13 protein-coding genes are annotated in these 12,642 nt (G+C 73.3%); 6 read left to right on the top strand and 7 right to left on the bottom strand.

Annotated elements, in window-relative coordinates:
* From WD250_03420 to WD250_03440, 5 genes are all read left to right on the top strand, one after another.
* Positions 1-866: ABC transporter ATP-binding protein (locus WD250_03420; GenBank protein ID MEX2619249.1), on the top strand; the 866-nt coding region annotated here is incomplete at its 5' end.
* 5 nt (positions 867-871) lie between these two features.
* Positions 872-2,338: a hypothetical protein gene (locus tag WD250_03425; GenBank protein ID MEX2619250.1), complete on the top strand. Its 1,467-nt coding sequence runs from the start codon at positions 872-874 to the stop codon at positions 2,336-2,338.
* A gap of 25 nt (positions 2,339-2,363) precedes the next feature.
* Positions 2,364-3,329, top strand: coding sequence for a glycosyltransferase family 2 protein (locus WD250_03430; GenBank protein ID MEX2619251.1), 966 nt, complete (start codon positions 2,364-2,366; stop codon positions 3,327-3,329).
* Positions 3,317-4,351 carry a Gfo/Idh/MocA family oxidoreductase gene (locus tag WD250_03435; protein MEX2619252.1) on the top strand — a complete coding sequence of 345 codons (1,035 nt, stop codon included), beginning with the start codon at positions 3,317-3,319 and terminating at the stop codon, positions 4,349-4,351. Before WD250_03430 ends, WD250_03435 begins: the two co-directional genes overlap by 13 nt.
* Before the next feature lie 3 nt (positions 4,352-4,354).
* Entirely contained in the window at positions 4,355-5,878 is a 1,524-nt protein-coding gene (locus WD250_03440; GenBank protein ID MEX2619253.1) for an alkaline phosphatase family protein, read from the top strand.
* Here the strand turns inward: WD250_03440 and WD250_03445 are convergent.
* From WD250_03445 to WD250_03470, 6 genes are all read right to left on the bottom strand, one after another.
* A complete protein-coding gene (locus WD250_03445) occupies positions 5,865-6,725 on the bottom strand; it encodes a glycosyltransferase (GenBank protein MEX2619254.1) in 861 nt (286 codons plus the stop codon). The two genes, WD250_03440 and WD250_03445, sit on opposite strands and share 14 nt — an antisense overlap.
* The gene (locus tag WD250_03450; GenBank protein ID MEX2619255.1) at positions 6,722-8,074 is read right to left on the bottom strand and encodes a hypothetical protein; all 1,353 of its coding nucleotides are present in this window, start codon (positions 8,072-8,074) and stop codon (positions 6,722-6,724) included. Before WD250_03450 ends, WD250_03445 begins: the two co-directional genes overlap by 4 nt.
* A 28-nt stretch (positions 8,075-8,102) precedes the next feature.
* Positions 8,103-8,261, bottom strand: a complete 159-nt coding sequence (locus tag WD250_03455; protein ID MEX2619256.1) for a hypothetical protein — start codon at positions 8,259-8,261, stop codon at positions 8,103-8,105.
* A 127-nt stretch (positions 8,262-8,388) separates the two neighbouring features.
* Positions 8,389-8,607, bottom strand: coding sequence for a diguanylate cyclase (locus WD250_03460; protein MEX2619257.1), 219 nt, complete (start codon positions 8,605-8,607; stop codon positions 8,389-8,391).
* A gap of 480 nt (positions 8,608-9,087) precedes the next feature.
* Entirely contained in the window at positions 9,088-10,233 is a 1,146-nt protein-coding gene (locus tag WD250_03465; protein ID MEX2619258.1) for a DUF5667 domain-containing protein, read from the bottom strand.
* Between the two features lies 1 nt (position 10,234).
* Positions 10,235-10,756: an RNA polymerase sigma factor gene (locus WD250_03470; GenBank protein MEX2619259.1), complete on the bottom strand. Its 522-nt coding sequence runs from the start codon at positions 10,754-10,756 to the stop codon at positions 10,235-10,237.
* A gap of 308 nt (positions 10,757-11,064) precedes the next feature.
* Here WD250_03470 and WD250_03475 point away from each other — a divergent pair, with 308 nt between their 5' ends.
* Complete coding sequence (locus tag WD250_03475) at positions 11,065-11,634, top strand: hypothetical protein (protein ID MEX2619260.1); 570 nt, start codon at positions 11,065-11,067, stop codon at positions 11,632-11,634.
* A 57-nt stretch (positions 11,635-11,691) separates the two neighbouring features.
* Here WD250_03475 and WD250_03480 read toward each other — a convergent pair whose 3' ends face one another.
* On the bottom strand, positions 11,692-12,474 hold the full coding sequence (locus WD250_03480; protein MEX2619261.1) for a deoxyribonuclease IV: 783 nt from the start codon (positions 12,472-12,474) through the stop codon (positions 11,692-11,694).
* Between the last annotated feature and the right edge of the window lie 168 nt (positions 12,475-12,642).

A 12,642-nucleotide genomic window follows, 5' to 3' on the forward strand; every position in this document is an offset into this window, starting at 1 on the left:
GGGGGGGGGGCGGGGGCGTGGGCGCCTGGGCGGAGCCCGACCGCCGCCATATCGGCATGGTCTTCCAGGACGGTGCGCTGTTCCCGCACCTGACGGTCACCGGCAACGTCGGCTTCGCCGGCAGTGACCGATCCCGCGTCCAGGAGTGCTTGGAGCTCGTCGGGCTCGCCCATCGCGGGCAAGCCTACGCGCACGAGCTCTCCGGCGGCGAGCGGCAGCGTGTGGCCCTCGCCCGGGCCCTGGCACCGCGGCCCGAGGTCGTGTTGCTCGACGAACCGTTCGCAGCGCTCGATCCGTCGCTGCGCGTGGCCCTGCGCGAGGAGGTGGTGGCGATCCTGCGTGCGGCCGGTGCCAGCGCTCTGCTGGTCACCCACGACCAGGAGGAGGCGCTGTCCCTGGCTGACGAGGTCGCCGTGATGCGGGCAGGACGCATCGAGCAGACGGGAACCCCCGAGGAGGTCTACCAGCGTCCCGCGACGCGCTGGGTCGCCGCCTTCCTCGGTGACGTGGATGTCGTCCCGGGGACGGCAGCGCAGGGCCTGGTCGCCTGCGAGCTCGGCACCTTCGTCATCGACCCTGAGCTTGTCGGCCCCGTCGAGGTGCTGGTCCGTCCGGAAGCGGTCACCGTCGAAGCGTCGGCGGGCGACCGGGGCGATGCCCGCATCGTCCGTCGGTCGTACTACGGCCACGATCAGCTGGTCGTGCTCGCGCTTGCGAGCGGTCAGGAGGTGCGCAGCCGGCGACTCGGTACCGCGCACTGGCGCGTCGGTGACCCCGTGCGGCTGCGTGTCGACGGTCCCGTCAGCGTCCTGCCGAAGGCTGAGCTCGACAACCTCTGGCACGCGCCCTCGCTGACCGGAGCCTGACGCAGGTGTCCTCGGGCGCCCCCGTGGCCGCGCCGGGCGCCACGAGGCCCGCCCGTGCCTGGTGGCCTGGGGCCGAGACGGATGGCGGCCACCCCTCGATCCTGCCCGGCGTGGTGGTCTGCGTCGTGCTCGCCGGTCTGTCCCTGCTGGTGCACGCCACACCGGGCTTCGATCCATGGGCGTGGCTCGTGTGGGGCCGCCAGCTCGCACACTTCGAGCTGGACACCGGCGCCGGTCTGTCCTGGAAGCCGCTGCCGGTGCTGTTCACCACGGCCTTTGCGCCCTTCGGCGACGCGGCACCGGCACTGTGGCTGCTGGTCGCCCGCACCGGTGGGCTGCTGGCCGTGGCGGCCACCTACCGACTCGCTGCCCGGTTCGGTGGTGCGGTTGCCGGAGCCGTGGCCACGGGAGCGCTGCTGCTCACACCCGGATCGGATGCGCGATTCCTGCGGCTGCTCGCGCAGGGCAACATCGAACCGTTGGTGGCCGCGACCTGTCTGTGGGCAATCGACCGCCACCTTGCCGGCCGACCGCGCCAGGCCTTCGTGCTGGCCGTCGTCGGTGGACTCGCGCGTCCGGAGCTGTGGCCCTTCGCCGCGCTCTACGGCCTGTGGCTGTGGCGGCGCGACGCGGTCCCGCGCACGACGATCGTGGGCCTGCTCGCCGCGATCCCGCTCCTGTGGTTCGGTGGTGACGCGCTCGGGTCGGGCAGTGCGCTCACCGGTGCCCAGACCGCTTCGGTGATCGCCAACAACCCGGGCCACCGCCTCGTGCTGGCGCTCCAGCGGATCGGCGCGATGGTCGTGCTCCCCGTCTGGGGTGCGGCGCTCGCCATGGCGCTGGCCGCCTACCGACGCCGGTGGGTCGAGCCGCTGCTGCTCGCGATCGCGGCCCTGGGGTGGACCACGACGGTCCTGCTCATGACCGTGGTGTTCGGGTACGCGGCACTGGGCCGCTTTCTGCTCCCGGCGGCGGCCGTGCTCTGCGTGCTCGCCGGCGTCGGCGCCGCCGTCGCCCTGCGGGCGCCCCGCGGACGAGCCGCGCGGATCGTCGTCGCGCTCGTCCTCGTGGCGGCCACCATCCCCTTCGCCGTTCCCCGTGGCATCGCCGTGGCCGAGCAGGCCAGCGTCGTCGCGGCGCGCGCGAGGCTCGATGACGACCTCGATCGGGTCGTGTCCCTGGCCGGAGGGCCCGAACGGATCCGAGCGAACGGTGACATCGCGCTCGAGCTGGACGCGGCGACGCTGGCGGCGTGGCCGGCGCTGGCGTGGAAGCTCGGCGTGCCGTTGCGCGACATCGGCGGGGATCACCGTGTCATCGACGGCGGGACGGTGGTCGCCCACCGCGACGGCGACTGGCAACGCGCGCTCGCGGCAGCTGCCGAGAGCCGGACCGTCCATGAGCTCGCGCGATCGGACCAGTGGGTGGTGCTCACCGTCGACGGGGGCGAGGAGGGCGATTCGATGAGGTAAGCCTAACCTGATAGAACGGGGGCCCATGCTGACCATCTCTGTGGTCGTCCCCGCGACCGACGCGCCCCCGACGCTGCCGCGTTGCCTGGAGGGCATCGCGCGCAGCGACGCTCGTGCAGCCGAACGCGTGCCCGGCTGGTCGGCGGCGGAGCTGGTCGTGGTCGACGACTCCGGCCTGTCCGCCGCCGCCGCGCGCAACGCCGGCCTGCGACGCGCCACCCGCGACGTGGCCGTGTTCGTCGACGCCGACGTCGAGCTGCACGCCGACGCGCTCACGCGCATCCACGACGCATTCCTCGCCGATCCAAGCCTCACCGGCGTCTTCGGGGCCTACGACGACACCCCGGCGGTGCGCACCACGGTGTCGATGTTCCGCAACCTGCTACACCACCACGTTCACCAGCGTGGGGCGGGCCGTGCCGAGACCTTCTGGACGGGCATCGGCGGGCTCCGCCGCGATGCCGCCCTGGCCGTCGGGGGGTTCGACGACCATCGGTACCCGCACCCGTCCATCGAGGACGTGGAGCTGGGGATGCGGTTGGTCGCCGCCGGCGCGTCGATCGAGCTGGACCCGACGATCCAGGGCACCCACCTCAAGCAGTGGACACTGCGGTCGATGCTGCTCACCGATCTCACCCGCCGTGGCGTGCCGTGGGTGGCGCTGCTGCTGCGGCACAAACGGGTGCCCACCACCCTCAACCTCGGCTGGCGCCACCGTGCCAGCGCGGTGGCCAGCGCGGTCGGCCTGCTGTCGGTTGCCCGCCGTCACCCTGCCGCGTTCGCGGGAAGCCTCGCCGTCCTGGTGGGCCTCAACCAGGACCTCTACCGGCTCCTCGCCCGTCGCACCGGCGGGCTGCGGATGGCGGCGGGTATCGGTCTGCATGCCCTGCACCACCTGGTCGCGCTCGCCGCGGTGCCGGCTGGCGTGCTGGCGCACATGCGCCGACGCCCGGGCCCCTGCGACCGCGAGGATCCCACATGGCTCAGCTGACCATCGGCCTGATCGGCTGCGGACGGCTCGCCGAGCTGGGCTACCTACCCGCCCTGGCCGCCGTCCGCGGCGTGCGGCTCGGGGCCGTCGCCGACCCCGACCTCGTGCGTCGGCAACGGCTCGCCCTGCTGGCCGGACGCCTCGGGGAACCCGTGACGACCCATCCGTCGGCCGCCGACCTGCTCGAACGCGCGCACGTCGACGCGCTCGTGCTCGCGACGCCGGCTGATGCCCACCTGCCCGACGCCGAGCTGGCTGCCGGCGCGGGGCTCCCCGTCCTGGTCGAGAAGCCTCCGGCCGGCGACGCGGCCGGCGCGGCCCGACTCGCCGGGCTCGACCCGCCGCCCTGGATCGCGTTCAACCGGCGTTTCGAGCCGGGGAACGCGCAGCTGCGAGCGGCCGTGCCCTCCGACGGGCCGGTGCACGTGCAGCTCGAAATACGGTACCGACGGCGCGGTTGGGCGCCGCACACCGTGGCCGACGACGCACTCCTCGACCTGGGTCCCCACCTGGTGGATCTCGCACGGTGGCTGCTCGCCACGGAGATCCGGGCTGTCGCCGGCGCGGCGGTCACGCCCACGCGCGCCGGTGCCGAGCTGCGGACGACCGGCGCGACCGTGCGCATCGACTGCGCGACCGACCGCGCACACCTCGAGCGCGTGGAGCTGCGTGACCCCAGCGGCCGGGTGATCGCACGCCGGCGTACGGGCGGTCTGCCAGCCGGTGTCCTCGCCCGGCTCCCGGGCGGGCGCGGACCCCACCCGCTGACCGCGTCGCTGACGCGCCAGCTCACGGCGTTCGCCGACGCGGTCCATGGCGGTCCGGCGCTGGGGTTGGGCACGGCTGCGGACGGGCTCGCGGTGATGCAGGTGATCGACGCGGTGCGTGCCTGCGCCGCAGCGGATGGGCGACCCGTCGCCCTCCCCGAGGCGGAGCCTGCGCAGGGGCACCACCGAGGCCACGACCGAGGCCGCGACGCACGGTCCGAGTGGCGATCGCCGCGACCGCGCGCGGGGTGGTGAGGGATGCTCGCGATCCTGCAGTTCGACGCGGCCAGCGTGTCGCTGGTCGGTCGCATGCTCGCGGCCGGCCGGTTACCCGTGCTCGCTGGTCTGGTCGAGCGTGGCCGCTGGCTGGAGCTCGACGGGCCGGCCACCCACTTCGCCGCGGGGGCGTTCCCGACGCTGTACACCGGGGCGGAGATCGCCGAGCACGGGCTGTTCTACCCGTTCCAATGGTCGGCGCCCGAGCAGCGCGTGCGCTACACCACCGCCTTCGACGCCCCGGCACCGATCTGGGAGCGGGTCAGCGGGGTCCGTTGCCTGGTCATCGACCCGTACGAGAGTCGCCCGCCGCGTCGACCACCGGCGGGAACGCTGGTCAGCGGCTGGCAGCTGTCGGACCGCGTCGTCCTCCAGCGCTGGTCGTCACCGACCGGAACGCACCGACGCCTGACGCGGCTGTTCGGGCCGCCCGGAGCGGTCGAGGAGGTGTTCGGGCGGCACTCGGCAGACGAGCTGCTGGGCCTGCGCCGCCGGCTGCTCGCCGCGTCCGACCGTGTGACGCAGGCCGCGACGTTGCTGCTGGGCCGTGAGGCCTTCGATCTCGTGTGGCTGACCTTCGGTGCGGCGCACGTCGCCGGGCACCAGTTCTGGGATCTGTCCCAGGTCGCACGTGGCGGCGTCGATGCCGACGTGCGTCACGTGCTCTCCACCGCCCTGGAAGAGGTCTACGCCACGGTCGACGCGGGGCTCGGCGAGGTTCTCGCGGCGCTGCCCGGCGATGCCGACGTCATGGTGGTCTCCCCCGTGGGCATGGACGTCAACACCAGCCGCGCCGACCTGCTCCCCGAGATGCTCGCTGCCGTACTCGCCGGTGGCGTGGGGGACCACGGCGCGACGACCCGCTCCTCGGACCGCGCCGGCGCGGTGTGGCGACTGCGCGCCGCGGTCCCCGCGGACCTGCGCGCGAAGGTGGCTGCGGCACTACCGGACACCCTCGCGCTCGCGCTGACCGCCCGCCTGGAGACACCCAGCCACGACTGGTCGACGACGCGTGCCTTCGCGCACCCGGCGGACAACCAGGGGTACGTCCGCCTGAACCTGCGCGGGCGCGAACGGGACGGGATCGTCGATCCGGCGGGGGCGGCAGGGGTCATGGACGAGATCGCCGCCGGGTTGGCCAGCTTCCACGATCTGGACGGCGAGCCCGCCGTGGCCGGGGTCGACCGGGTCGCGTCGACCGTCGGCCCGGGTCGGTACGGCGACCGGCTACCCGATCTGGTGGTGCGGTTCAGCGACCGACCGTCGACGGGCCTGCAGGGCGTGCGCTCCGATCGGTTCGGCCTCGTCCGTCGTCACGGTGCGGCGAGCGGCCGTTCCGGGAACCACACGCCGGGCGACGCCTGGGCCCTCGTGGTCCCCGGCACGTCAGCCCATCGCGAGCCCAGCCGGCCAGCCCGCCTGGTCGACGTCGCGGCCACCGTCGCGGCGCTCGGTGAGGATCCGGTCGACGGCCTCGCCGGCGAACCGCTCCTCACGCGCGGCTGAGCGGGGGGCGGGCCCGACGCTGCTCGAATGCGCCCTCGAGGTAGCCGACGCTGGTCGCGACCTGCGCGAGCAGGACCAGGGCCCCGACCAACGGCCCATGCGCGGACCCCGCACGCACCAGGCCCGTGTAGAACGACGGTGCCGCCAGACCGCGCCCGGCGCGGTGGAAACGTTGCGCCCCGCCGCCGTAGCGCCGCTGCTGGCGCCAGAACGTGCGCAGCGTCAGCTGCTGGTGGTGGTGCACCACCGCCCCCGGGGCGAACCGCAGGACCCCGCCACGGTCCTGCAGCCGGGCGCACCACTCACGGTCCTCACCGGCGGCCGACGCGAACCGCTCGTCGAACGGCAGCTGCGCGAACGTGCTCGCCCGGCCGGCGAGGTTGCTGGTCGGTGCGAAGCGCATCCGTCCGGTCGCGGGCTCCATGGTGGCTTCGGCGAGGTAGCTCGCGATGGTCTGGGAGGCCCGCACCACAGCGGCCGCGCCGGCCGGTGCACGGGTCGGGCCGGCGGCCGCGTCCGCGCATTCGACCACGGGCACGAGCTCGGCGAGCCAGTCGGGTACCGGAGCACAATCGTCATCGGTGAAGGCCAGGACGGTCCCCCTGGCCGCGGCAGCACCGAGGTTGCGCGCCGCGGCCGGGCCACGGCCCTCGCCGCGGACCAGTCTCGCCCGTGGCGCCCGGGCGACCACGGCAGCGACGGTCGCACGGTCGCGTGACGCATCGTCGACCACGACGACCTCGACGGGCTCGAGCGTCTGTGCGTCCAGCGCGGCGAGGCACCGCGCGAGCAGGGTCGGCCGGTCGCGGGTCGCCACGACCACCGAGACGGAGGTGGTGGCGGTCATCGGGTGACCGCCAGGGCGAGGGCGACAACCGTCGCGGCGGCCGCGAACGAGGTGATGCCCAGGACCCGTCCGACCGCGCCGGGCAACCGCCGGCCCGCAACGGCGACCGTCACCGCCGCTGCGATCGACGTGGCCGCCGTGGCGCCGGTCGCCCCGATCCGCGGCACGAAGATCACGGCGACGCCAAGGAAGGCGACCAGTCCGAGCAGGGCGCTCCATGTGGTCACGTCGGCGCGCAGCCGCAGCGCGGCGACCTGGATGAGCAGCGCCTGCAGCGGGCTGAGCACCACGAGCGCGAGCGCCGGCGCGAACGTGCGTGCCGCCGGTGCGTAGTCGGCACCGAAGACACCTGCCGTGAGCGAGGGCAGCAGGAACGCCACCGCGAGGGTTGCCGGCACGAGCAGTGCCAGGATCGCGCCCGCGAGGCGGCGCAGCTGTGGCTCACCGCGTCCGTGCGCGTCGTGGCCGACGTGCGCCACGCCGTCGGCGTCGGCGCCGGTCGCCGACAGATGGGGAAGCGTGACCGTGAACAGCGCCAGGACCGCGTAGGTCGCTGGCAGAGCGGTGCCGATCGCGAGCGCGGCGTAGCCCGTCTCCACGGTCGAACCGGCCAGGAGGGCCACCGCCAGCACGCCACCCCGCTGGGCGATCTGGGACAGTGCCCATCCCGTGCCCTGGAGCCGACCGAAGCGCCGGATGGCGTCGGGCAGCGGATCCGCGCCACCGGACGGTCGGCGCAGGCCCCGTGCGGCGACGACCCCGACGCCCGACATGCCGCACGCGGCCAGCACCAGCGCAACCGCGGTCCCCGGGACACCGGCGCGGGGGTACAGCCACACGAGTGCGAGCACCAGCACCGCGTTGTGGACCGGGTAGCGCGCGTTCCACGCGGCGGTGCGCCCCAGGCCAAGGCCCGCCTGACAGCCCAGCGTGGCGAGCACCGCTACCGTCAGGGCGACGAACGTCAGCGTCGTCGAGACTGGCGGGAACGTCACCGGGTCCCACACGACGAGTGCGCCGACGACGGCCGCGAGGCCCAGGAGCTGGCCCCCGCGGACGCGGACCAGCCGCGCGGCCACGGCGTAGGCCAGCGCTGGCCGCTGCGCGAGTGGCACGGCTGGCACGAAGCGCGCCTGCAGCGCGGTGCCGCCCAGCGCCAGCGCACCGGTACCGATCGTGACGATCGTCAGCAGCACCGAGAAGCGCCCGTAGTCGACGGGGCCGAGCACGCGGGGCACGATCGTGCCCAGCGCCACGAGCGTCACCAGCTCGGCTGCCTTGGCGACGACGGTGCCCAGCACCGCCGAGCGCGGGACGCCGAGCGCGACGGGGACCGAGGGCGCGACCACGTCGAGCCCGTGTGCCCGTTCGAGCGTGTCAGGCGTCCGGGGCGTCCGCCGTGGTGTCGGCGGACATCTCGGCGTCCGGCGTCGTCGCGGCCGCGTCCGGTGACGATCCAGCGCCGTTCCCGCCGCAGGCGGTGAGCAGGACGAGACCTGCGGCCATGGTGAGCAGGAACCGGCGAATGCGGTGCATGGGGCACTCCTGGGAACGGTGGCGAACTCGAACGGGTCGGTCGGTTGACGACGGTGCAAAGGGATGCTGCGCTCCGCGTGTCAGGTTAGCCAAACCTAAAGGCTCGAGCACGGGTGTTCAAGCCGCCTTACGGTGCGAACGTCCGAGCAACAGGCTCGAGGGCATGGCCCCTCAGCTGTTCGGTCATCGAGGTGAACTCGACCCTTCCGCGTCCCTTCCCTTTCGCGCGGTAGAGGTTCTCGTCGGCGATCGCGGGCAGCAGCTCCTCGCCTGCCGCATGGCCGTGGCGATCGTTGACCTGCTTGAACCCGTCGAGGTCGACGGCGAGCACGACGACCTCCGCCACCCCGGTCCAGCCGCTGCAGCGCCTGCGCGAGGCAGTCGTTGAGGCGTGCCCGGTTCTGCAGACGCGGAAGTCCTTCAGAGGTCGCCCGATGCGTGGCATCGGCCAGCTCGAAGCGGCGTCGGGTGATGTCCTCGATCTGCTGCACGAGGTGGGAGGGTCGGCCCTGATCGTCGAGAACGACCGAGCACCGCGCGCCAGCGCGGACACTTCGCCCTGCCGACTCACGCTAACGCGGACACTTCCCAGAACACAACGGGCAAACCGTCCACAGATTTATACCTATCTATGATAGAATATATGTTTCAGGGAATGGCAAAGTGTCCGCGTTACGACGTGTCCATGCGGCGGCTCCCCCGGGCGGCCAGGGCGAGCCACGACGTGCTCCCCGTCCGCCAGCAGGCGTGTGCGCATGCTGATCAGCCCATTCTGCGACAGCCTGCCAAGTACTTCAGCGCTCGGTGAGGCACCGCGCATCGCCCGCTAGTCAGCTGAGGGGCGAGGACGGCCCCATCCCGGCGCGGGCGGCGCGCTCGGCGCAGGCTCCGCCTCGGTGGACGGAGCCCCAGCCGGCACCGGTCCGGGCTGGCGCGGCTTCTGACGACCCGGCTGGGCGTACTCCTCGGTCGGCTGGGTGGGCGCGGGCGCGTCCGTGTCCCCGCCCGGGTCGGCGGGGACCGGCTCGTTCCCGTCCGGCGGCGGAGCCGTGGCCTCCGGGGAGGGGGTCGCGGCCGCGGGCGCGGGGGGCGCGGCGGTGATGGCCTCGGGAGTCGGCGTCGGGGCAGGTGGCACCCGCGGTGTGGGGGGCGCCGTCACCGGCGGGGGGCTGAGCGCGACGGTCTCGCTGCTCTGCCCGCCTCCTGCGTCCGCGTCCCCCGCCTCGGCGTCCCGCGGCGCCGCGTCCGGTGCCTGCGCGTCCGGGGCGCTCCCACCCTCGCCGCTGCGGCCCGCCGTGCCCGTCTCGCCCGTCGCCTGGTCGCGGCTGTCGACAGGCGCGCGCGCGGGAGGCGGCGAAGCCGGGTCCTCGGGCGCACGGTCGGCGTCGGTGCGCGGCCCGGCTTGCGCGGCGGGGCCCGTCGGGCCGAATGCGAGCTCGGCGCTCCCAGCGGTCACCTGCGAGCGCAGGGCAAGCGCCCTGTCCGCGGTCTGCCCGCCCGGGCGCTCGGCCTCATCGAGGGCGGCGAACGTCTGGCCCAGCAAGCTGGGCACCATGTCAGGGCGGTCCTCGACGACCTGCTGCGCCTCCGCCCAGCGGGTGCGGGCGATCGTCAGGTGCATGCGCGCATCCGCCGCCGGGGTGAGGGCCAGGACCAGGCGGATCTCCTCGGTCCCCCGCTTGATCGCATACAGCGCATCCCCGGGCAACGCACCGGCGCTCGCGGCGATCGCGCCACCCCCGGTCCCGATCAGCATGAGGCTCGCCAGGGCGGCCACGACGGTCCGGCGAGCGCGGGCAGCACGCCGGGACCGTCGCAACGACCTCGCCGCCCGGTCGACGGCCCACAGCTGGCGGGCAGCCGTGTCGAGGCCCACCTTGCGGGCGTAGGCGCGCCGCAGCAGCTCCGCGATCGCGGAGTCCCTGTCGTCGTCGAAGGCGCGCATCCCGTCGGCCCGATCGTGTCGTCCCATCCTAAGACGCCTCACCGCGCGCTGGTGGTACGGCCTGGTCGGCCTCCTCGTCGAGCAGCCGGGCCAGCGCGCGCTCACCGCGGTGCTGCAGGCTGCGGACCGCACCGTCGCTCTTGCTCAGCACACGGCCGGTCTCCGAGGCGCTCAACCCACCCACGTAGCGCAGCAGCAGGACCTGGCGCTGGTCCTCCGACAGCTCGGCCATCGTCTTTCGGACCCGGCGGCTGATGTCGCCCGCCACGGCGGAGTCCTCAGGCCCGCGGTGGCTGTCGGCCACCTCGAGCGTCCAGACGTCGTCGCAGAGATCCTCGGCGCGGCGCTGGACCTTGCGCAGGTGGTCCAGGGCGTTGAAGTGCGCCGCGCGGAAGAGCCAGACCTTGATCGCCGCCGCGCCCCCCCGGATGGTGTGGCCGTGCTGCAGCAGCTCCAGGAAGGTCGCCTCCAACAAGTCCTCCGCGGTCGCCCGGTCGGGGACGCGCGCCATGAGGTAGCCCACGAGGCGATCGGCCAGCACGACGTACACCCGCCCGACCGCGTCCGGGTCACCGGCCTTGACCCCGCGCGCGACGTCCTCGGGAAAGGGAGGCGTGCTCGTCGTCCTCGCGTCACGTCGCAGCTTGGGGCCTCCCCGTAGTCCGCCGCCCGCGCCCGGTCAGGTGCGATGGCAGGCATCGTCCGCGACGTACCTTACGACGCGACACGGGGCGGTGCAGGCCCGCCGGGCGCAAGGCGTGAGACGTTTGGCTCAGCGGGAATCGGGGACAGGTAGTTGGCGTTACTGAAGAAAATGATTATGATGGCCTCGAGTTCCTAATCGTAGAAAGAGCGTACATGCCAGCCACCACCGACTCTGAATCCGCCGTCCGCAACTATCTCCTTGCGTTGAAGGAGCCGACCGCCCTGCGTGACGACAACCTCGTCGGGGAGTTGCGTCAGCGCCTGGAATCCACAGACGACCAGTTGGAGCGGGTGCAGTTGCGCCAACAGGTGCGCGACGCGGAAAACCCCTCGATCGAACGCTTCGAGGACGAGTTCGTGACACATGCCAAGGAATGGGCCGAAGCGCACGGCGTCGGTGCCAGCGCCTTCGCCGAGGAAGGCGTGCCCGACGCGGTCCTGCGCAGGGCCGGCCTCCTGCGTGGACGCGGACGTGGCCGCTCCGGTCGCAAGAGCGGCGGGGCGCGTTCCCCCCGTGTGAGCGCCGCGGACGTGCGGGCGGCGATCCCGCGCGGCACGTTCACCATCAAGCAGCTGCAGGAGCGGACGGGCGGCTCGGTCGCCACGGTCCGCAACGTGGTGAAGGAGGCCGAGCAGCAGGGGCTCATCGAGCCCCAGGGCAGCGACCCCGACCACGTCGGCCCCGGCCGTGCGCCGACCCTCTACAAGCGCTCCAAGAAGTAGCGTCCCAAGAAGTAGCGTCCCAAGAAGTAGGGGCTCGGATCGCCTGGAACCCGCTTCTCACGCGGGCTCCAGGCGGTCGCGCAGCCAGCTGATGTCCGCGGCCTGCTCGCTCGCACCACCGGGCGTCTCGCAGATGACCGGCGCAGCGGCCGCTGCCACCACCGCCACGATGGCGTCGCCGCCGATGCGCCCCGCGCCCAGGTTCTCGTGGCGGTCGCGGCCGCTGCCCGCCTCGTCCTTCGAGTCGTTGGCGTGCACGAGGTCGATCCTGCCGACCAGGCCGAGCAGGCGCGGGACCAGATCCTCCAGTGGCTCGCCCGCGGCGTGGGCATGGCAGGTGTCCAGGCAGAACCCCACGTCAAACCCGTCGAGATGCTCCCATAGCTGGCCGAGGACATCGAGATGTCGGGCCATGGCGTGCTGACCGCCGGCGGTGTTCTCGATCAGCAGCGAAACATCCGTTTCCAAACGCTCGAGGGCCTTACGCCAGTTTTGGAACCCTTCCATTTGACGAGTCTCGGCGTCGATATGGCCACCGTGCACGATCACGGCCGTCGCGCCGATAGCTTCAGCCGCGTCGCACGTGTCTTGCAGGATCTTGCGGGAGGGGATGCGCACCCTGTTGTTGCCAGATGCGACGTTGACGAGATATGGCGCATGGACGTAGATCGGCATGTTCGTGGCCCGCAGCGCGGCGGCGTCCTCCCTGGGGCTGGGTTTTCGCCAGCTCTGGGGGTTGGACAGGAACAGCTGCACGCAGTCCGCGTTGCGGGCTGCGGCCGCGGCGAGCGGGTCGGCGGGCGGCACGTGGGCTCCGATGGACACCATGGCCGCGAGCATAGGCCGCTAAGGTGGGCCAATGCGCACATGTCGCCGGCCGGCGGGACGATGGTGCCGTCATCCGCAGGCACCCATCCCCGCGGGTGGGGGCGACGAACCAGCAACGGCTGACACGCCCACCCTGCGAGGAGCCTTGCACCCCATGAGCCTGGACCGCCGCAGCAACCG

This window comes from Egibacteraceae bacterium (assembly GCA_040905805.1).
Taxonomy (GTDB): Bacteria; Actinomycetota; Nitriliruptoria; order Euzebyales; family Egibacteraceae; genus DATLGH01.